The sequence below is a fragment of the Acinetobacter sp. 231_lipA genome (genome assembly GCF_058243005.1).
This window is the reverse complement of the sequence record NZ_JBZAYU010000001.1, coordinates 2,783,918-2,803,718: the sequence shown is the minus strand read 5'-3', so window position 1 is coordinate 2,803,718 and position 19,801 is coordinate 2,783,918. Positions and strand designations below refer to the sequence as shown.

Below are 19,801 nucleotides of genomic sequence, written 5' to 3'. Positions count from 1 at the left end.
TCGATATTAGTCAATGCTACCGTTACGGTTAAATGACGGCAACTTAAAGCCAGGCTCTTTATGCATCCAAATATAAAATGCACGACCTGTTAGGTTCTGTTCAGGAACCATTCCCCAGAAACGACTGTCAGCACTTTGGTCGCGATTATCCCCCATCGCAAAGTACTCACCTTCTTTTACTTTCACTTCCCAATATAAACCATTTTCAGCAGAGTATTTACCATTTTCTACAAAGTTAATATACGGTGCTTGGCGTGCAACATTAACACCCTCTAACTCACGCATGGTAAAGGTATGCTTGCCAATGGTTTCTTTATGATATATCGAAGTAGGCGTATCTAAACTGTCTTTTTCACGGCTAAATTCAACAGGCACTTTAGCAATTTTTTGACCATTAATGGTTAATTGGCCATGATCAAAAACAATGTGATCGCCAGGAATACCAACCACACGTTTGATATAGCTGATCGTCGGTTGCGGTGGATAACGGAAGACTATCACATCGCCACGCTCAGGCTCACCCACATCAATCACTTTTTTATTCACAATCGGCAGGCGCACACCATAGTCAAACTTGTTGACCAAGATGAAGTCACCAGTTTCTAATGTCGGCACCATCGAGTCCGAAGGAATATTAAAAGGTTCATAAAAGAATGAACGTAAGCATAGAACAATCGCAAGGACTGGCCAGAAATCATAAGCCCACGTAATGACAAAATTTTCATTTCCCTTACCTTTCGTCGCTCGTTGTTTAAATACAAACTTATCGAGCAACCACACCAAAAAGAAAATCAGTGTGACAGGAACAAGTATCAAATTAAAATCAAAATCCATGGGCTTATATTCCTACCTTTTTATCTTTCTACTTTCAACACAGCCAAGAACGCTTCTTGTGGGATTTCTACACTTCCCACTTGCTTCATGCGTTTTTTACCTTCTTTTTGCTTCGATAGCAGTTTCTTCTTACGAGAAACGTCGCCACCATAACATTTCGCCAATACGTTTTTACGCATTGCCTTTACGGTTGAACGAGCAATAATTTGTGCGCCAATGGCTGCTTGAATTGCCACATCAAACATTTGACGTGGAATCAAATCTTTCATTTTTTCAACCAATGCAATACCTCGGTGACGCGCATCTTGACGGTGACAAATCATTGCCAAGGCGTCTACTTTATCGCCATTGATCAATACATCGACTTTTACCAATGATGAACTCTCAAAGCGTACAAAGTTATAATCGAGCGACGCAAAACCACGTGAACACGACTTCAATTTATCAAAGAAGTCCATCACCACTTCCGCCATTGGAATTTCAAAGGTAATTGAAACTTGGTTCGCCATAAACTTCATGTCTTTTTGAACACCACGGCGTTCCACACATAAAGTCATGACATTACCCAAATACTCTTGCGGTACAAGGATATGGCACTCAGCAATCGGCTCACGTAAGTCTTCGACCGTTGAACCATCTGGCATTTTAGATGGGCTATCGATATAAATCGTTTCACCATTCTTCATCACCGCTTCATAAATCACAGTCGGTGCAGATGAAATGAGGTCTAAATCATACTCACGCTCTAAACGCTCTTGCACGATTTCCATATGTAGCATGCCTAAGAAGCCACAACGGAAACCAAAACCTAAAGCATCTGAGCTTTCAGGTTCAAAGAATAACGCCGAGTCATTGATCTGAAGTTTATGCAAAGCTTCACGGAACGGTTCAAATTCACTGGAATCAATTGGGAACAAACCTGCATAAACCTGCGGCTTCACTTTTTTAAAGCCTGGCAAGGTTTTGACTTCTGGTGTGTTGGCAAGGGTAATCGTATCACCCACTGGAGCACCAAAAATATCTTTAATCCCTGCAATTACGAAACCAACTTCACCCGCTTCAAGGATGTCTGTCTCAGTATGCTTAGGATTGAAAATACCCACAGAAGTAATGATGTGCGTTTGGCCTGTTGATTTCATCAACATCTTGTCGCCCTTACGCACACGACCTTCTTTCACGCGCACCAAAGAAACCACGCCTAAGTAGTTATCAAACCAAGAGTCGATAATTAAAGCTTGTAATGGCGCATTACGATCACCAGTAGGTGCAGGAATGACATTAACAAGGGTTTCTAAAACGCTATCAATCCCAAGACCTGTTTTTGCCGAACAGGTCGGTGCTTCAGTTGCCTCAATACCAATGATGTCTTCAATTTCTTGAATCACACGTTCAGGCTCAGCCTGCGGTAAATCAATTTTGTTGAGCACTGGTAGAACTTCAAGACCTTGCTCAATTGCGGTATAACAGTTCGCAACTGACTGTGCTTCCACGCCTTGCGCTGCATCTACAACCAACAATGCACCTTCACAAGCAGCCAATGAGCGTGACACTTCATATGAAAAGTCGACGTGCCCTGGTGTATCAATAAAGTTCAATTGATACTCTTGACCATTTGGATGAGTGTAATACAAAGTAACCGACGCAGCTTTAATGGTAATACCACGCTCACGTTCAAGTTCCATGGAGTCAAGTACTTGAGCTTGCATTTCACGATCTTGCAAACCACCACAGGTTTGAATAAAGCGGTCAGCGAGCGTTGACTTCCCGTGGTCAATGTGAGCAATAATACTGAAATTACGGATATTTTTAATATCAACAGATTTTTTAGCTTGCGCCATGGGCTACCTTGAACAAAATGAAGCGTTATGCAGACAAATTTCGATGCACAACAAAAGCCGAATAGAAATTGCGAAGGATTATAACAGATGGTTTTTTTAAAGTATCCATATTAATACGCTTCCTTTTCACAACTCTGACGCTTTTTTACGTGTTTTCGCTTTTCACTGGGCTTTTTGAATAATCCATTGAAAAATCTAGAGCATTCACATCTTTTGCAAGCGGTTGGTAAGCCTGGGTAAAACTGGGTGACATACGTTTCGCACGTCCTGTTTCAATCTCTACGCAAGCCCACTTGGTTTGTGCAACAAATAAAATACTATTGTCTTTGGGTCTATAAAACACATATTGGCGTGATGAATATAATGCGATTATATCATCAAACCATGTACGTAAGATTATTTCATCCTCTTCAAATGCAGCTTTTCGGTACTGCACATGATGCTCAACTGCAACCATGGCATGTTTTAACTCGATATATTCTTTTAAGCCTAAACCCAATGCATCAATATGTGCTGTTGCGACATCCTGCATCCAATGCATATAAACCACATTATTCACATGGCCTAACTGGTCGATATGTTCTGCTTGTACCTGAAGTCTTAAGTCAAAAATACTACTCATAAACACTCTATTTAATCTAAATATCCTTATGAAGATGGCAGTGTACGCAAATAACAGACATCATCAAATTGCAAAAAATAAAAAACCACTCCGAAGAGTGGCTTTTTTTCGCTTATTGGATGCGCATCCCTAAAATGGCCGGTGTGCCTTGTCGGATGATTCCAACGCGGGCAACCTGACCTTTTTTCAACTCAGATGCCGCTTGGACAAAATCATTCGTGTCTTTTACGACTTTATTATTAATGTGAGTGACCACATCACCAGCCGCCATGCCTGACTGTGCTGCTGCGCCACCACGTTTCACTTCTTGAATTAACACACCACCTTTCACATTGAGCTGTGACAATTCAGCAGGTGCTAAATTTCGGATAGCAATACCTAACACAGGCCCTTTACTTTGTGTGACTGTATCTGATTTTGGAGGTGTATCATCAGGTGCTGTGGTTAATGTTGCCGATATATTACGCTTTTTATCATCACGCAGTACTTCAAGCTGTACCGTTTGATTTGGCATAGTACGATTTAAATAGTTCAATAACTCAGAGGTCCGTGAAATCGGCGTTCCATTGAATTTTAAAATAATATCGCCTGCTTTTAGCCCAGCTTTCTGTGCAGGTGAATTTGGCTGAACATTGGTAATCAATGAACCTTCAGGTTTTGGCAAATTATAAGACTCTGCCAAATTGCGGTCTAGATCTTGTAGATTGAAGCCTAAATAAGAGCGCGTAACTTTACCTGTTTTCTTAAGTTGGTCAGCAATATCCATTGCGACATCAATTGGAATCGAGAAAGACAGCCCCATATAGCCACCCGTACCACTGAAGATACGCGAGTTCACCCCAACCACTTCACCCTGCTGATTGAATAGCGGGCCACCTGAATTTCCTGGGTTGAGAGCCACATCGGTTTGAATAAAGGGTACTGATGTCTCCCCCATCATATTACGCATTTTCGCACTCACGATTCCCGCTGAAGCCGAGTAATCGAAACCAAACGGTGAACCGATCGCAAGCACAGGTTCGCCTACACGTAGTTGATCAACATTGCCTGCACGGAGTGATGGAAAATTTGTACCATTTACTTTAAGCAAGGCCACATCAGTTCGTTCATCACTCCCCACCACGGTCGCATCCAGTTCACGACGGTCATTAAACATAATCGTGACTTTAGATGCATCTTCTACGACGTGGTGGTTTGTCAGTAAATACCCATCTTTACTAATAAAAAATGCGCTGCCATAAGCCGTTTTTTCTTGCGGCGCTTGCTGCTGCGGAATAATGACTTGATTACCAAAAAAACGCTTCAAAATCTCAGGTATTTGCTGCTGCAGTAACTCTTCTTGAGTCATCTTTTTAACCACATTTACACTAACTACAGCAGGGCTGACTTGCTCAACTAAGTTTGAGAAATCAACAGGTGCTGCTTGTGTTTGCACCGCAGCCATTGTGCATGCAACAGCAAAAAAACCAGTTTGTATCGAGCGACTTTTCATATCAAGTATTGACCTATATGTTTGTTATCAATTTATGTATTAGCGTTTTTAGCATAATCTTTGTCTATCTTGGGTAATAATATGTTCTATTATGTTTGTCTCTGTACACGACAAAAATAGATAACTCATTGAAATAATGTCATAATAATTGTTTTCTAACGACGAATACTATGACACATCTCAATGAGTTATATCTTATCTTAAACAAATATCTAAAATGGAACAAGTCACATTTAAAGTGCTTTGCGCTCATCATGCTTGTGATTATTTTAAAGCAAACATGTAATCTTTCTTCTGCATCTAAAGCCTTGCCCATCAAGTGCTTACCACAATCATTTTATCGACGTATGCAGCGCTTCTTTGCAGGTCAGTATTTTGATTATCGTCAAATTTCTCAGTTGATTTTCAATATGTTTTCATTCGACCAAGTGCAACTGACTTTAGATAGAACCAATTGGAAATGGGGAAAACGAAATATTAATATCCTGATGCTCGCAATCGTTTATCGTGGAATAGCGATACCTATCCTTTGGACATTGCTTAATAAACGTGGAAATTCAGATACGAAAGAGCGCATTGCTTTGATTCAACGCTTTATAGCCATTTTTGGTAAAGACCGTATTGTGAATGTGTTCGCAGACAGAGAGTTTATCGGTGAGCAGTGGTTTACATGGTTAATTGAACAAGACATCAACTTCTGCATTCGTGTTAAAAAAACTTCATTGTCACCAATCATTTAGGAAAGAATCATAAAATTAGTGATTTATTTCGCCATCTTAAAGTTGGTCAAATTGAATGTCGTAAACGACGGATTTTGGTTGGTCGGGTGAAACTATATATAAGTGCACTACAGTTAGAAAATGGAGAGCTTTTACTCGTCGTTTCTCCTCAGTTTAATGCCAATGCTATTCAGGATTATGCATTACGCTGGGAAATTGAAACCTTATTCAGTTGTCTCAAAGGACGCGGGTTTAATCTTGAAAATACGCGCTTGACAGACCCTAGACGAGTGAAAAAATTGATTGCGGTGTTAGCTATAAGCTTCTGTTGGTGTTACTTAACGGGTGAATGGCAACATGATCAAAAAAAAGTGATAAAAATAAAGAAGCATGGACGACTCTCAATGAGTTTATTTCGCTATGGTTTAGACTATGTTCAAATGGCGATTCAGCGTTTAATTGGTTTTGGGAAAAAAGAAGAGTTTAAGGAAATTTTGGCAATTTTAAGAAGGCAGAACCCTGATAGGATAAGGGTTCTGTGAAATTTGTCGTGTACAGAGTATGTTTGTATAAACAAGAGCTTAAAATTTGCTTAAAAAATACGTTCTTTATTTATATTTTCCATCAATTGTAGAGATTTTACCCTTGCCTTTTCGTGAAAAAAGCGCTGTCATTAGCGAACTTTTTCCAAATTAGCTGATGGACATGTCTAATTTAAACACAACACATCATTTTGATGTGATTATTGTGGGAAGTGGCGGTGCAGGCCTGAGCTTAGCCTTATCGTTGCCTCAACATTTCAATATTGCTGTTCTTGCAAAATCAAATCTGACCGATGCCAGTACCTTCTATGCGCAAGGTGGCGTTGCCGCTGTTTTAGATGAAACGGATTCCATCGAACAGCACATTGATGACACAATGATTGCTGGTGCTCACTTGTGTGAGACCGAAGCCGTAAAGCAAACCGTTGAAGGCGGTAAACCTTCTGTTGATTTTCTACTAAAACACGGCGTGCAGTTTACCCTTGATGATCAAGAACAATTGCATCTAACACGTGAAGGTGGACATTCTCAACGCCGTATTATTCATGCCGCAGATGCTACAGGTCGTGCCATTTCAACCACCTTAGTTGAACGTGCGATTGAAAAAGACAACATCACCATTTTTGAAAATTACATCGCTATCGATTTAATTACCTCTCAAAAACTGGGCTTAGAAGAACAAAATCGTGCATTAGGACTCTATGCACTCGATGAAAAGACTGAAAAGGTACATACCTTTTTAGCGCCCTTCACCGCGCTGGCGTGTGGCGGTGCCATGAAAGCCTATCTGTATACCTCAAACCCAGACATTGCAACAGGCGATGGTATTGCCATGGCGTTTCGTGCGGGTTGCCGCGTGGCCAATATGGAATTTAACCAATTTCACCCAACCTGTTTATACCACCCACAAGCGCGCTCTTTCCTCATTACTGAAGCAATGCGTGGTGAAGGTGCTTATTTACGTTTACCCGATGGCGAACGCTTTATGTTGCGCTTTGATGAACGTGCAGAACTTGCTCCACGTGACATTGTAGCGCGAGCGATTGACTATGAAATTAAACGTTTAGGTATTCGTCACGTTTGGCTCGACATTAGCCATAAGCCCGAAAGTTTTATTAAAGAACATTTCCCAACCTTGTACGCACGCTTACTCGAACTCGGCATCGACATTACCAAGGAAATGATTCCTGTTGTTCCTGCTGCGCACTATACCTGTGGCGGTGTGGTGGTTGATGAACATAGTCAAACTGACATTGCAGGTCTCTATGCGATTGGGGAAACCTCATACACAGGTTTGCATGGCGCCAACCGTATGGCCAGCAACTCACTGTTAGAATGTTTTGTTTATGGCATGAGTGCGGCAGAACACATCGAGAAAAGTTTTGATTCAGGTTACCAATCCCCAACTGCTCCGTCTTGGGATGACTCGCAAGTGATGAATCCTGATGAAGATGTGGTGATTTTGCAAAACTGGGATGAACTCCGTCAAACCATGTGGAACTACGTCGGTATTGTACGTACCACGAAACGCCTTGAACGTGCGCTACACCGCATTGAAATGTTGAAGCGGGAAATTACCGAGTATTATCAAGATTACCAAGTCAGCAAAAACTTGATTGAACTACGTAATTTAGTTTTAGTCTCCGAAATGATCGTGCGCTGTGCCATGGAGCGTAAAGAATCACGCGGTCTGCATTACACTTTAGATTACCCTGAACTGTCGAATGAACTGCGTAAAACCGTACTCACCCCTTTAAATTTTAAAGTTGAAACCCCTTTAGTGAATAACTAATTTTAAAAAAAATAAAAGCCTGATTCGTCAGGCTTTTTTTATGCGATCATTATTTTAAGATTTGGGTGGAATAGAATAAGTTCCCACCACGTGTGCAATGGGTTCATCCTTACCCACTGAATACAACCACACATCCCCAACCACCAATGCTTTGCCAACTTTCATTAACTTACATTCACCGCGGATATTTGTAGAGGCTGCGGGTTTACTTAGAAAATTGACCGATAAATTGGTGGTCACGGTTAAACCGACCAGCCCAATTTCCCCTAAAATAGCGATATACAATGCATAGTCTGCAAGAGTCATCATGGTTGGGCCTGAAACCGTTCCACCCGGTCGCAAATCGCGCTCATCGACCTGATATACAACTGTTGCTGCACGCTCAGTGACAGATTCGATACGACATTTTTCTAAACTTTGCGGAAATTCCTTTTCTAAAAAAGCCACAATCTCAGTTAAGTTACTTTTCATTTTTCCTTCAATATACAGTCCTTTGTCACTGACTATAAAAGAAAAATGCATTTCACTACAGTCTGAAATAACATTTCAGGCATATTTTTAGTTTAAATATTGCAACGCTTGTGCAAAAACCTGCTCGGGTGACTGGGTTGCATCCAAGCGTTTGACCCGCTCAGGATACTGCTCCCATAACTGCTGATAACCCGCTCTGACTTTTTCAAAAAAAGTGACTTTTTCTTGTTCAAAACGGTCCAAAGCCCCCCGTTCCCGCGCACGAGACATGCCTGTTTCAATCGGGGCATCGAGCCAAAATGTAATATCAGGCATATGGCTGACAAAGTTCTCATTCAGTAGTTGCAGCTTCGACTGGCTTAAACCACGTCCTGCACATTGATAAGCAAAGCTGGCATCGGTAAAACGGTCACACAATACGGTTTTATGTTCCGTTAAAGCAGGCATGATCACTTGTTGTAAGTGCTGTGCACGAGCCGCGTACATCAGCAGCAGTTCAGTATCATTCGACATCGACTCTTCATGATTGACTGATAATAATAGTGAGCGAATTTGCTCAGCCATCGGTGTACCACCTGGCTCACGCGTTAAAACAACACTCTGACCTTGTTGTTCTAGATGCTCATAAATTTTGCGAATCAGTGTGGTTTTACCGACACCTTCTGTGCCCTCAAAACTAATAAACATCTATTCATCCTTCTTGGTTTTTAAAACGCTGAGATATTCTTTTACAGCTTGGTTGTGCTGCTCTAAAGTCTCACTAAATGTGTGCCCACCATTACCCGTTGCAACAAAGTAGATGTTTTTGCTGTTGTCTGGATGCATGGTAGCTTCAATGGCTTTTTTACTTGGTAAAGCAATTGGCGTAGGGGGTAAGCCATTGATGGTATAAGTATTATAGGCTGTTGGAGTACGCAAGTCTTGGCGGGTAATATTGCCTGTATATTTATCGCCCATGCCATAAATCACGGTCGGATCCGTTTGCAAACGCATGCCAAGTTGAAGGCGACGCGCAAACACACCCGAAACTTGCTCCAGTTCACGGTCAACATTGGTTTCTTTTTCAATAATAGAGGCCATGATCAGGGCTTCGTATTTGTCTTTATACGGCAAATTCGCCGCACGGTTTGCCCACGCTTCATCTAAAGCTTTCATTTGGCGTTTGTATAAATCCGTTAAGATTTTTTTGTCTGACTCCCCTTTGGCGAAGAAGTAAGTATCGGGGGCAAAAAGCCCTTCAGCATGCGTATACGGAATATCTAAGGCTTTTAAAAGCTGATCCATGGATAAACTGGAGACTTCCTTTTTAACCAATGCATCCTTCTTCAACGCCTCGATCAACTGTTTAAAGGTCGTCCCCTCAATCACCAATATACGATTCATCTCGGCATTATCGACATTGGAAATCATATCCAAAACTTGGCGAATACTCATACCTTCACGCACTTCATAAACACCGGCTTTCAACGTGTCATGAATAAATATTTTTTGGTAAAGCTTTAAAATAATAGGAAAACTAGCCATGTCTTCTTTGGCTAAGCGGTCAATAAAACCGGAATAGGTATCACCAGAGTTAATTGCCAATAACTGCTTTTTACCCTCAACAGGATAAGATTTAAATAAACTCGACCACAGTACAATCATCAATAAAACAATGATGCTCACAGCAATCAATAACAACCCTTTCATTTTTCGTTGGGGTGGTTGCGTTTTCTTTTTCGATTTGGTTTTGGCTGCGGACATACTACTGCATCTGATTAAGTTGAAGACGATGGAACAAATCTATACACGGCTGAACATCTAAGTGCTGATGATTCAAACTTTTGGCTATTTTCATAGGACTCAAGGCATTGCAGAAAAATAAACTTTGAAAGCGTGGAATTTCTTCCATATCAATCATTCTCAGCTCACAGCTCATTCCTTGTTGCTGCATCCGTGCCAATATTTCGGCACGCATGACACCATGTACGCCATTATAACGAAGTTCGGGACTAATCCATCGATCATTTAGCAGAATGAAACAATTACTACTCACACCTTCAACGACAGAACCTTGCACATCTGTGACCAAAGCTTCCAACCAACCGTGTTGTTCTGCCTCATGCTTAAGTAAAACTTGTTCTAAACGGTTTAAGCTTTTCACACCCACCATTTGCGGCATACTTAACCCCATCGCATGTTGCAGTACCCCTGAATCAATTTCGCTGTATGTCAAAACCTCTGATGCTTGCGGATAGAAAAATACCCAAACGTCAGCAGGATGTGCTGGCAAACTATAACCGCGCTGCCCTTCACCCCGACTAATAATAATTTTCAGCGTTCCGTTTAAGTGTGCATAGGTTTGTTTTAATTGTACGATGCTGCGCTGAATAAAGGCTAAATCTGCTGACAACAACAGTCTTTCACAGGCCAATTTCAAGCGTGCTATGTGTAGAGACTCTAGCTCAATCACACCCTCACGGATACGCGCTGTACTAAAACAACCATCTACATAGTGAAATGCACGATCTAATAATTCTATTTGTTTGATTTCTTGTGCATTTTTATAGCAATGCATGCCAATCTACCCTGAAACAATCTTCTGCTTTAGTTTAATGAATTCTAGGCTGAACTCTTTTTCTTTTTTATTCATATAAAATTCATTTTTTATTATTTTTTTTGCAATAAGACTCACAGTATTCTTGCCTCATGTTTAAGAACGTTTAAAATTTGAGGTCTCACATGAGCTTATCTAAGTTAAAAATTGGGGTACTAGCAGCGCTAGTTTCAGTCACATCTTTTGGTGTTGCAGCAAAAGATTTCCTTAACGTGTCGTATGATCCAACACGCGAACTGTATGAAGATGTCAACAAACAGTTTGGCGCTTATTGGAAACAACGCACAGGACAAGACATTAACTTCAAACAGTCTCACGGCGGCTCGGGTAAACAAGCCCGTTCGGTAATTGATGGTTTAGGTGCAGATGTTGTGACACTTGCTCTTGCAGCAGATATCGATGTGATTGCTGAAAAAGCAAAACTTTTACCGCCCAACTGGCAAAAGAAATTACCCAATAACTCGACACCATATACTTCAACTATCGTGTTCCTCGTCCGTAAAGGTAACCCACAAGGCATTAAAGACTGGGGCGACCTTGTTAAGCCGGGTGTTGGCATTATTACACCAAATCCAAAAACCTCAGGTGGTGCACGCTGGAACTACTTAGCAGCTTGGGCTTGGGCGAAACATCAACCTGCGGGTAACGATGCAAAAGCACAAGAATTCGTGCGTAAAATTTATAAAAATACCAAAGTTTTAGATTCAGGTGCACGTGGGGCAACCACAACCTTTGCTGAACGCGGTATCGGTGATGTTCTATTAGCATGGGAAAACGAAGCACATTTAGCGATTCGTGAACAACCGGGTAAGTTTGAAATCGTGACGCCTTCGCTATCTATTTTGGCAGAACCACCCGTTGCCATTGTTGAAAAAAATGCGGAAAAAGACGGCAATCTGAATCTGGCAAAAGCATATCTCAACTATTTGTATTCACCTGCTGGACAGGAAATTGCGGCGAAAAACTTCTATCGCCCACGTAATGCAAGCGTCCTGAAAAAATATGCAACCACTTTCAAACCGTTGAAGTTGGTGACCATTGATAAAGAATTTGGCGGTTGGACCAAGGTACAAAAACAGCACTTTGAAAATGGTGGTGTATTTGACCAAATTGTGAAAGCCAATACGACGAAATAAAACCGAGTCCAGTAAATAGCTGTAAGGGAGCATCGACATGATTCATACTGTAATTGTACCGGGCGTGGGTGGAAGTGAACATGACCACTGGCAATCGTGGTTACAACGTCAGCTCAAGTCATGCTCTCGTGTCCAGCAGCAGGATTGGAATAAACCCGTACTCCATGAGTGGATTGAGCAATTTTTCAAAACAGTTCAATCCATTCAGGAACCGATTCAAATTGTGGCGCATAGCTTTGGCTGTTTAACGACAGTCGCTGCTTTAGCACAGCATCCTGAACTAAATCAAAACATCAAAAATTTAGTTCTGGTTGCACCGGCCAACCCTGCTCGCTTTGGTGATGCTGGTTTTGCTCGTGAGAGCCAAAACGACTATCAACAGTATTTCCACCAACTCAAGCTACAAGTTCCTACCCAAATGATCATCAGTGAAAATGATCCTTGGCTCAATTTTCAAGATGCGCTGCAACTGGCAAAAGCATGGAAAATTAGGCCTAAGAACTTGGGCCAAGTTGGACATATTAATGTTGCGTCAGGTTTTGGGCCATTTCCTGAAATTTATGATTTTTTGATTTCAGAAAATGTGCTAAAAAACATTAGTTTTTACAATGAAAGCAAGTATTTATTTAAATTTGCAATTTAAACACTGTAAATGATACTTGTGCCGAAATTCAGTTTTATTTGAGCTGACTCTTTTTAGGTCAGCTTTCTCTCTTTGAGGAGTAATCATGTCGCAGCGATCCCGAGTGCTGCCAGGATTTGGTCTTTCTCTAGGCTTTACCCTAGCATATTTGTCATTAATCGTTCTCATTCCGTTGTCCGCTGTTTTTATTAAATCTTTAGGCATTGGTTGGGATGGTTTATGGGAAATTTTAAGTTCAGAACGTATTTTAAAATCTTTGCAGCTCAGTTTTAGTACAGCCCTGATCGCCGCGTTTATTAATGTGGTTTTTGGTCTCCTTCTAGCGTGGTGTCTGGTTCGTTATCGTTTTCCGGGTAAACGCATTGTAGATGCCTTGGTCGACTTGCCGTTTGCCTTACCCACCGCGGTTGCAGGTATTGCACTCACCTCGCTTTATGCGCCTACAGGTTGGATCGGTCAGTATCTTGAGCCTTTAGGGATTCAAGTGGCCTATACCCCAATTGGTATTACATTGGCACTGATTTTTATTGGTATTCCTTTTGTGGTGCGGACTGTGCAACCTGTTCTCAGTGACTTGGAAACAGAGTTAGAAGAAGCAGCATCAGCATTAGGTGCCAACCGTTTACAGATTGTGACCAAAGTGATTTTACCGATTTTATTTCCAGCACTCATCACCGGTTTCGCACTTGCCTTTGCACGCGGCGTCGGTGAATACGGTTCAGTGATCTTTATTGCCGGGAACCAACCGTTTAAAACAGAAATTGCACCGCTCATGATTATTTCGCGCCTAGAAGAATATGACTATGCAGGTGCAACCACGATTGCAGTCGTCATGTTGGTACTGTCTTTTGCCATTTTATTCCTGATTAACTTGTTACAAGCATGGGCAAGCCGTCGTACAGGGAGAACAGCACGATGAATATCAACAGTAATGCGCTTGCTGAAAAGCTACAATCGCGTGATGCAACACGTGAGCCAACTTGGGTTCGCTACACCCTGATTACGATTGCTCTGCTGTTCTTTTTGAGCTGTTTGATCTTACCGCTGATTTTGGTGTTCGTTGAGGCCTTTAAACAAGGGGTCGGTGTCTATGCACAAGCCTTGGTTCATCCAGACACGCTCTCCGCAGTCAAACTCACTTTATTAACCGCGGTGATTGCAGTTCCACTAAATGTGGTATTTGGTGTTGCAGCAGCTTGGTGTGTGGCCAAATTTAACTTCCGTGGTAAATCCATCTTAACCACAATTATTGATATGCCATTTTCAGTATCCCCTGTTATCGCGGGCTTAATGCTGGTACTGATTTTTGGTACGCAAGGTTGGTTTGGTAGTTGGCTCATGGATAACGACATTAAAATTCTGTATGCCGTTCCTGCCATTGTATTAGCAACGATCTTTATCACCGTTCCTTTTGTTGCACGTGAACTTATTCCGCTCATGGAAGCTCAAGGTACGGAAGAAGAAGAAGCTGCTATTGTACTGGGTGCATCAGGCTGGCAAACCTTCTGGAAAGTAACCCTACCCAACATCAAATGGGGTTTAATTTACGGAGTCATTCTGTGTAATGCACGTGCAATGGGTGAATTTGGTGCGGTATCGGTCGTTTCAGGTCATATTCGTGGTGAAACCAATACTTTGCCTTTACATGTCGAAATTCTCTATAACGAATATACCTTCAGTGCGGCTTTTGCTGTGTCTTCCCTCTTGGCGCTTTTAGCGATTGTGACTCTAGTTTTAAAAACATGGGTTGAGATTCGCCAAGAAAAGCAAAACAAACATAACGATTCAACAGTTTAAAGGAATGACCTCATGAGTATTCAAGTTAAAAATATTGAAAAACACTTTGGTGCGTTCCATGCGCTGAATAACATTTCTCTCGATTTTCCTGATGGTCAATTGGTTGCATTACTCGGCCCATCAGGCTGTGGTAAAACCACTCTGCTTCGTATTATTGCGGGACTTGAGTCCGCAGATGGCGGTCAAGTCATCTTGGAAGGTGAAGATGCAACCAATGTACACGTACGTGAACGTGAAGTTGGCTTTGTATTTCAGCACTATGCCTTGTTTCGCCATATGACCGTATTTGACAATATCGCCTTTGGTCTCCGCGTTCGCCCACGTGCAACACGCCCATCTGAAGCTGAGATTAAAAAACGTGTCACGCGTTTACTGGACTTAGTCCAATTGGGGTTCTTGGCAGATCGTTACCCAGCTCAACTTTCTGGCGGTCAACGTCAACGTATTGCACTGGCACGTGCTTTGGCAGTTGAACCACGCGTACTGTTACTAGATGAACCTTTTGGTGCTTTGGATGCAAAAGTACGTAAAGAGCTCCGTCGTTGGTTACGTACTTTGCATGATGAACTTCATATCACCTCTATCTTTGTAACGCATGACCAAGAAGAAGCTTTAGAAGTCGCGGATCAAATCATTGTGATGAATAAAGGGAATGTTGAGCAAATTGGATCACCCCGCGAGGTTTATGAAAAGCCAGCAACGCCATTTGTGTTTGACTTCTTAGGTCAAGCGAACCGTTTCGAAGGCCAAAATAACGCAGGGACGATCCAAATTGGTGAAGACCGTATTCAATTAGATTCTTTACGTAATGCACCTTCGGGCGACGTGATTGCCTTTGCCCGTCCAGATGAATTAAGGATCCATGCACAGCCGCAAGACAATGCCATCCAAGCAACGTTCGTTCGAGAATTATGGATCGCGGGCAAAGTGGTTGCAGAGCTCCATGATCGCCAAGGCAAACTGATTGAAATCTCACTGACTTCTGAAGAAGCAAAATTACACCAATTTAGACCTAATCAAACGGTATGGTTAAGCCCATCAAACTTGCATTTATTTGCAAAACCTGCGGCTTAAGACCAATTGAATGGGGCATGTTGAATGCCTCATTCATCATAAAAGAGATCCAAAACTATGAACTTTCAACAACTCAGAATTATTCGAGAAACGGTGAGACAAAACTTCAACCTCACCGAAGCCTCTGCTGCACTATATACCTCTCAGTCAGGCGTCAGTAAGCACATCAAAGACCTAGAAGATGAATTAGGCGTACAGCTTTTTATTCGTAAAGGGAAACGCTTACTGGGTTTAACTGAACCAGGTCAAGCACTACTGGGCATTGTTGAACGCATGTTGGTCGACGCAGACAATATTAAACGTCTTGCAGATGATTTTAACCGTGTCGATGAAGGCACTTTGACGATTGCAACTACACATACGCAAGCGCGTTATGTGCTACCGCCGATTGTTAATCAATTCAAAAAAGAGTTTCCAAAGGTTCATCTTATTTTGCAGCAAGCCAGCCCTATTGAAATTACCGAAATGCTTCTACAAGGTGAAGCTGATATTGGTATTGCAACTGAGTCACTCACCACTGAGGACAATCTGGCTAGCGTGCCGTTCTATAATTGGCAGCACAGTATTATTACCCCGCAAAATCACCCACTGGCAAGCAAACAAAATATTAGTATTGCAGACTTGGCGGAATATCCACTGATTACCTATCACGGCGGTTTCACAGGCCGTTCAAAAATTGACAAAGCTTTTGAAGATGCAGGTGTAGATGTCGACATCGTAATGTCTGCTTTAGATGCCGATGTGATTAAAACCTATGTTGAGCTTAATATGGGTGTTGGTATTGTCAATAATGTGGCCTATGACGTTGAGCGTGACTACCGTTTAAAACAAATTCCAACTGATATTTTTGGTCTCAATACCACATGGATTGCAGTGCGTAAAGGCCACCTCCTGCGTGGTTATGGTTATGAATTTATCTCGTTGTGCTCGCCAGATGCAGATATTAAAGCGCTCAAAAGAGTAGCTTATCCAGAAGACTAAAACGCTTTTATTCTAAAAAGAGACCTCAGAGTCTCTTTTTTTATTTCTAAATCCATATACTTTAAATGGATATGGTGTATGATTTGATCAATTGATAAAAATATTAATGAGCAATGACAGTGAATATAAATCTGTTGGGCTCTCCATTACTTTGTTTATGTTTATATTCGTCGGGATCATGCTTTGCTGCTGCTTTTGAACGTTCAGGCCAAACGATACAACCCTTTTTTGAACATGGAAATTATGCAGAAATTTCTCTGGCTTATATTGACCCAGATGTTTCTGGCCAAGTTCAACAGATCGAGACACTGCAACAGTTTGGCATCACTGACTTTTCAACAGGCAATTTAAGCAATGAACAAGTAATGCTGGGAGCTGCACTCAAACTACAACTTAATCCTCAGTTTAAATTTGCTGTCATTTATGACCAGCCTTTTGCTGTAGACATCGATTATCGCTATCGCCCAAAGATTTACGGTGAAAGTTATGAGGTTGAATCTGCCGATATCGACTTTGAAAGTCATAATCTCAGCTCGCTTTTAGGCTACCAATTCAACCCACAATGGGAAATCTATGGTGGTTTCAGCTATCAAAGCTTTGCAGGCTCTTTAAAAGCGAAAGGTCAGGCCTACTCTGTGTTTGATGGCTATGATGCCGAGTTTAAACAAGATGAAAGCTTGGGCTGGTTAGCAGGTATTAGTTATCAAATCCCTGAATATTATTTTAGAACATCGTTGACTTATCGCTCAGCGATTAAACATGAAATTACTACAACAGAGTCTATCGAAGTCGGCATAGATACACCCAATGTGATGGAAGTGAAAACACCACAATCGGTAAATCTTGATTTCATGACAGGACTTCCCAATCAAAATATCTTGTACGGGACAATACGCTGGGTAAATTGGCAAGACTTTGTCATTCAACCACCCAAATTTAAAGCTGTGATCGATTATGTTGCGATATTTTACCCTGAAGCCACAGACGTCAAACTTATTCAGTACAATGAAGATCAATGGTCTGCAAAACTCGGCTTAGCACACGTATGGAACAAAAAGTGGCTGAGTACTATGGAACTACTCTGGGATTAATAATCCTGCATCTACCCTTAACCCAAGTGATGGGTACCAAGGTATTGGGCTAGGCAGCATGTACACATATAACACTCAGTTTGATATTGCGGCTGGTCTATATTATTTGCATTTTAAGAAGTCCAAAACATCTTCCGACTCAAATCCACTGGCAAACATTACAGGACTTTCAGCGCTGAATGATAATGATGCATGGATCTTTGGACTCAAATTTGCTCATCATTTTTAAAGGCTTTAGCTAAAATCAGACACAAAAAAAACGAGCCGCAGCTCGTTTTTTTTATGTTAATTACCAGTGGTAACTTACACCCAGTTTAGCAACTGGCATCCACTCGTATTTATCATCGTTACGTACTTCATTGATGTGCTCTGCCACTAAAGCTGCATCAACATTGTCACCACCTTGATATTTTACGTTCGATACTGTTGGGTTGCCTGTATAGTATGCACCGACTTCACCAAAGACACCCCAGTTTTGGTTAATTCGAGGTGAATAACCAATACCTAAATATGGTGAGATATTATTGCTATAGTCAAGATCATAGCTTAATTGGTTTAAACCTGTATCTTTCCCATCAACTTTGATCGTTCCACCATCATTACGGGCTTGTAGACCATATTGTTGATCAACATAGCCAACACCCGCGGCAATATATGCAGCCTGCGCCCATTTGTTAGTACTTGCACCCCATGGACGAATTTCTGCATTTAGATAAGTCAGATTGTTATCCATATCGACATCGTAATTTACATCGTCAACTTCCACATCATCCGACCACGAAATGTCACCACCGTTGTAACCTAATGCTAAACCCACATATGGGTTAGCTGTCCACAACAAAGCGCCGCCATAACCTGTTGTACCAACTTCAGCACGAACACCAGTAGGAATTAATTTATTTTGGTCAAAAGCATAACCATCTTTTACGACTGCATCATCAGCAAAAGCTGTACCTGCGACTGCTGAGATTGCTGCTGCGATTGCAACTAAACGTAATGATTTCATGTTTTTTCTCCTCCAAGCAAAGATATTTTTACATCAATTACCATTTTTTGATGAGGTCATCTTAGAACAGTCTCGGACTGTTTTTTATTCAAGATTTGGGCTGTTTTTGTTATTTTTTGATACATTTTAGATTTTATTGTTGTTGTAAATCACAAATCTTTACTTAATTTTTCTACCCATATAGCCCTAAAAGTCGTATTTCCAATCATTCATTATTATTTCCGATCCTATGCTGTTTTTTCATCTATTCTCTGCACAATTTAGTGTAAAATCAGGAAAATTTTTTTTCTGGAAGGAAGATCATGTCTCAGCTTTCAACAATTATTGAACAAGCGTTTGAAGACCGTGCGAATTTTACAGCAGCGGACTGTCCTGCTGAAGTTCGTGCAGCAGTTGAAGAAGTCATTGCTGGTTTAGATAACGGGACATTACGTGTTGCTGAAAAAATTGATGGTGAGTGGGTTGTTCATCAATGGGTGAAAAAAGCTGTACTTTTATCATTCAAACTAAATGACAACAAACCAATTGAGTCATGTGACCTTCAATTCTACGACAAAGTAGATACTAAATTTACAGGTTGGACTGAAGAACAGTTTAAAGCGGCTGGCGTACGTGTTGTTCCTCCTGCGGTTGCCCGTAAAGGTTCTTTCCAAGCGAAAAACGTGGTGTTAATGCCTTCTTATGTGAACATTGGTGCATATGTTGACGAAGGCACCATGGTTGACACATGGGCAACTGTTGGTTCATGTGCTCAAATTGGTAAAAATGTTCACTTATCTGGTGGTGTAGGGATTGGTGGTGTTCTTGAGCCACTTCAAGCAAACCCAACGATTATTGAAGACAACTGCTTCATCGGTGCACGTTCTGAAATCGTAGAAGGCGTGATTGTAGAAGAAGGTTCTGTAATTTCTATGGGCGTGTTCATTGGTCAATCGACTAAGATTTTTGACCGTGCAACTGGCGAAATTCACTACGGCCGTGTACCAGCAGGTTCTGTTGTAGTTGCAGGTAGCTTACCTTCTAAATGCGGTACTTATAGCCTATATGCTGCAATCATCGTGAAAAAAGTAGATGCACAAACACGTTCTAAAACGAGCTTGAACGACTTACTACGCGACGAATAATTTTTAGTTGTCGTGCGGAACTAAAGTTCCTCATCTCTACGGT

At 41.4% G+C, this 19,801-nt stretch carries 20 protein-coding genes; 11 read left to right on the top strand and 9 right to left on the bottom strand.

Translation table 11 applies throughout. The features are described 5' to 3' along the window. Nucleotides 1-6: 6 nt before the first annotated feature. The 4 genes from lepB to AC4CUX_RS13725 form a co-directional block, all read right to left on the bottom strand. Nucleotides 7-834 (bottom strand): signal peptidase I, encoded by an 828-nt coding sequence (gene lepB, locus AC4CUX_RS13740; RefSeq protein ID WP_151837137.1) that lies wholly within the window; start codon nt 832-834, stop codon nt 7-9. Nucleotides 835-854: 20 nt separating this feature from the next. After that, entirely contained in the window at nt 855-2,672 is a 1,818-nt protein-coding gene (lepA, locus tag AC4CUX_RS13735) for a translation elongation factor 4 (protein ID WP_005399692.1), read from the bottom strand. A gap of 145 nt (nt 2,673-2,817) precedes the next feature. Beyond that, nucleotides 2,818-3,294 (bottom strand): acyl-CoA thioesterase, encoded by a 477-nt coding sequence (locus AC4CUX_RS13730; protein ID WP_490792458.1) that lies wholly within the window; start codon nt 3,292-3,294, stop codon nt 2,818-2,820. 112 nt (nt 3,295-3,406) lie between these two features. Further along, entirely contained in the window at nt 3,407-4,786 is a 1,380-nt protein-coding gene (locus tag AC4CUX_RS13725; RefSeq protein ID WP_195728887.1) for a Do family serine endopeptidase, read from the bottom strand. Nucleotides 4,787-4,956: 170 nt separating this feature from the next. On the opposite strand from AC4CUX_RS13725, the gene AC4CUX_RS13720 reads away from it, so the two are divergent. Together AC4CUX_RS13720 and nadB are read left to right on the top strand one after the other, a co-directional pair. Then, nucleotides 4,957-6,047, top strand: a protein-coding gene (locus AC4CUX_RS13720) for an IS4-like element ISAba1 family transposase (RefSeq protein ID WP_088631513.1) whose coding sequence is annotated in 2 segments (ribosomal slippage) — nt 4,957-5,497 and nt 5,497-6,047 — 1,092 coding nt in all. Because the reading frame shifts where the segments join, the coding sequence is not laid out codon by codon here. Nucleotides 6,048-6,204: 157 nt separating this feature from the next. After that, nucleotides 6,205-7,839: an L-aspartate oxidase gene (gene nadB, locus AC4CUX_RS13715; RefSeq protein ID WP_151836250.1), complete on the top strand. Its 1,635-nt coding sequence runs from the start codon at nt 6,205-6,207 to the stop codon at nt 7,837-7,839. A 54-nt stretch (nt 7,840-7,893) separates the two neighbouring features. On the opposite strand, the gene AC4CUX_RS13710 is transcribed toward nadB, so the two are convergent. The 4 genes from AC4CUX_RS13710 to pabC all read right to left on the bottom strand — a co-directional run bounded on the left by AC4CUX_RS13710 (nt 7,894) and on the right by pabC (nt 10,867). Beyond that, entirely contained in the window at nt 7,894-8,310 is a 417-nt protein-coding gene (locus AC4CUX_RS13710) for a PaaI family thioesterase (protein WP_010326437.1), read from the bottom strand. A gap of 87 nt (nt 8,311-8,397) precedes the next feature. Continuing rightward, a complete protein-coding gene (gene tmk, locus AC4CUX_RS13705) occupies nt 8,398-8,997 on the bottom strand; it encodes a dTMP kinase (RefSeq protein ID WP_151836251.1) in 600 nt (199 codons plus the stop codon). Beyond that, nucleotides 8,998-9,999, bottom strand: coding sequence for an endolytic transglycosylase MltG (gene mltG / locus AC4CUX_RS13700; protein ID WP_373868112.1), 1,002 nt, complete (start codon nt 9,997-9,999; stop codon nt 8,998-9,000). Between the two features lie 55 nt (nt 10,000-10,054). Further along, nucleotides 10,055-10,867 (bottom strand): aminodeoxychorismate lyase, encoded by an 813-nt coding sequence (gene pabC, locus AC4CUX_RS13695; protein ID WP_490792457.1) that lies wholly within the window; start codon nt 10,865-10,867, stop codon nt 10,055-10,057. A 164-nt stretch (nt 10,868-11,031) separates the two neighbouring features. On the opposite strand from pabC, the gene AC4CUX_RS13690 reads away from it, so the two are divergent. The 8 genes from AC4CUX_RS13690 to AC4CUX_RS13655 all read left to right on the top strand — a co-directional run bounded on the left by AC4CUX_RS13690 (nt 11,032) and on the right by AC4CUX_RS13655 (nt 17,857). Continuing rightward, a complete protein-coding gene (locus tag AC4CUX_RS13690; RefSeq protein ID WP_201950898.1) occupies nt 11,032-12,042 on the top strand; it encodes a sulfate ABC transporter substrate-binding protein in 1,011 nt (336 codons plus the stop codon). 37 nt (nt 12,043-12,079) lie between these two features. Beyond that, the gene (locus tag AC4CUX_RS13685; protein WP_201950896.1) at nt 12,080-12,685 is read left to right on the top strand and encodes an RBBP9/YdeN family alpha/beta hydrolase; all 606 of its coding nucleotides are present in this window, start codon (nt 12,080-12,082) and stop codon (nt 12,683-12,685) included. Nucleotides 12,686-12,770: 85 nt separating this feature from the next. Continuing rightward, nucleotides 12,771-13,604, top strand: a complete 834-nt coding sequence (cysT, locus tag AC4CUX_RS13680; RefSeq protein WP_004693816.1) for a sulfate ABC transporter permease subunit CysT — start codon at nt 12,771-12,773, stop codon at nt 13,602-13,604. Further along, on the top strand, nt 13,601-14,482 hold the full coding sequence (gene cysW, locus AC4CUX_RS13675; protein ID WP_004693818.1) for a sulfate ABC transporter permease subunit CysW: 882 nt from the start codon (nt 13,601-13,603) through the stop codon (nt 14,480-14,482). The genes cysT and cysW overlap by 4 nt, the downstream gene beginning before the upstream one ends. Before the next feature lie 12 nt (nt 14,483-14,494). Further along, nucleotides 14,495-15,556 carry a sulfate/molybdate ABC transporter ATP-binding protein gene (locus AC4CUX_RS13670; protein ID WP_004693820.1) on the top strand — a complete coding sequence of 354 codons (1,062 nt, stop codon included), beginning with the start codon at nt 14,495-14,497 and terminating at the stop codon, nt 15,554-15,556. Between the two features lie 57 nt (nt 15,557-15,613). After that, nucleotides 15,614-16,537 (top strand): CysB family HTH-type transcriptional regulator, encoded by a 924-nt coding sequence (locus AC4CUX_RS13665; RefSeq protein ID WP_201950895.1) that lies wholly within the window; start codon nt 15,614-15,616, stop codon nt 16,535-16,537. 113 nt (nt 16,538-16,650) lie between these two features. After that, a complete protein-coding gene (locus tag AC4CUX_RS13660; RefSeq protein ID WP_227556999.1) occupies nt 16,651-17,628 on the top strand; it encodes an outer membrane protein transport protein in 978 nt (325 codons plus the stop codon). 58 nt (nt 17,629-17,686) lie between these two features. Further along, nucleotides 17,687-17,857, top strand: coding sequence for an outer membrane protein transport protein (locus tag AC4CUX_RS13655; protein ID WP_227556998.1), 171 nt, complete (start codon nt 17,687-17,689; stop codon nt 17,855-17,857). A gap of 60 nt (nt 17,858-17,917) precedes the next feature. On the opposite strand, the gene carO is transcribed toward AC4CUX_RS13655, so the two are convergent. Then, nucleotides 17,918-18,634: an ornithine uptake porin CarO gene (gene carO, locus AC4CUX_RS13650; RefSeq protein WP_201950893.1), complete on the bottom strand. Its 717-nt coding sequence runs from the start codon at nt 18,632-18,634 to the stop codon at nt 17,918-17,920. A 302-nt stretch (nt 18,635-18,936) separates the two neighbouring features. Between carO and dapD the strand changes: the two genes are divergently transcribed. Beyond that, nucleotides 18,937-19,758, top strand: a complete 822-nt coding sequence (dapD, locus tag AC4CUX_RS13645) for a 2,3,4,5-tetrahydropyridine-2,6-dicarboxylate N-succinyltransferase (protein WP_004693827.1) — start codon at nt 18,937-18,939, stop codon at nt 19,756-19,758. Nucleotides 19,759-19,801: the final 43 nt, after the last annotated feature.

What these genes read in the sequence shown, in the direction of transcription:
- lepB (WP_151837137.1), bottom strand. Translation starts at nt 834, where the DNA reads ATGGATTTTGATTTTAATTTGATACTTGTTCCTGTCACACTGATTTTC.
- lepA (WP_005399692.1), bottom strand. Translation starts at nt 2,672, where the DNA reads ATGGCGCAAGCTAAAAAATCTGTTGATATTAAAAATATCCGTAATTTC.
- AC4CUX_RS13730 (WP_490792458.1), bottom strand. Translation starts at nt 3,294, where the DNA reads ATGAGTAGTATTTTTGACTTAAGACTTCAGGTACAAGCAGAACATATC.
- AC4CUX_RS13725 (WP_195728887.1), bottom strand. Translation starts at nt 4,786, where the DNA reads ATGAAAAGTCGCTCGATACAAACTGGTTTTTTTGCTGTTGCATGCACA.
- nadB (WP_151836250.1), top strand. Translation starts at nt 6,205, where the DNA reads ATGGACATGTCTAATTTAAACACAACACATCATTTTGATGTGATTATT.
- AC4CUX_RS13710 (WP_010326437.1), bottom strand. Translation starts at nt 8,310, where the DNA reads ATGAAAAGTAACTTAACTGAGATTGTGGCTTTTTTAGAAAAGGAATTT.
- tmk (WP_151836251.1), bottom strand. Translation starts at nt 8,997, where the DNA reads ATGTTTATTAGTTTTGAGGGCACAGAAGGTGTCGGTAAAACCACACTG.
- mltG (WP_373868112.1), bottom strand. Translation starts at nt 9,999, where the DNA reads ATGAAAGGGTTGTTATTGATTGCTGTGAGCATCATTGTTTTATTGATG.
- pabC (WP_490792457.1), bottom strand. Translation starts at nt 10,867, where the DNA reads ATGCATTGCTATAAAAATGCACAAGAAATCAAACAAATAGAATTATTA.
- AC4CUX_RS13690 (WP_201950898.1), top strand. Translation starts at nt 11,032, where the DNA reads ATGAGCTTATCTAAGTTAAAAATTGGGGTACTAGCAGCGCTAGTTTCA.
- AC4CUX_RS13685 (WP_201950896.1), top strand. Translation starts at nt 12,080, where the DNA reads ATGATTCATACTGTAATTGTACCGGGCGTGGGTGGAAGTGAACATGAC.
- cysT (WP_004693816.1), top strand. Translation starts at nt 12,771, where the DNA reads ATGTCGCAGCGATCCCGAGTGCTGCCAGGATTTGGTCTTTCTCTAGGC.
- cysW (WP_004693818.1), top strand. Translation starts at nt 13,601, where the DNA reads ATGAATATCAACAGTAATGCGCTTGCTGAAAAGCTACAATCGCGTGAT.
- AC4CUX_RS13670 (WP_004693820.1), top strand. Translation starts at nt 14,495, where the DNA reads ATGAGTATTCAAGTTAAAAATATTGAAAAACACTTTGGTGCGTTCCAT.
- AC4CUX_RS13665 (WP_201950895.1), top strand. Translation starts at nt 15,614, where the DNA reads ATGAACTTTCAACAACTCAGAATTATTCGAGAAACGGTGAGACAAAAC.
- AC4CUX_RS13660 (WP_227556999.1), top strand. Translation starts at nt 16,651, where the DNA reads ATGACAGTGAATATAAATCTGTTGGGCTCTCCATTACTTTGTTTATGT.
- AC4CUX_RS13655 (WP_227556998.1), top strand. Translation starts at nt 17,687, where the DNA reads ATGTACACATATAACACTCAGTTTGATATTGCGGCTGGTCTATATTAT.
- carO (WP_201950893.1), bottom strand. Translation starts at nt 18,634, where the DNA reads ATGAAATCATTACGTTTAGTTGCAATCGCAGCAGCAATCTCAGCAGTC.
- dapD (WP_004693827.1), top strand. Translation starts at nt 18,937, where the DNA reads ATGTCTCAGCTTTCAACAATTATTGAACAAGCGTTTGAAGACCGTGCG.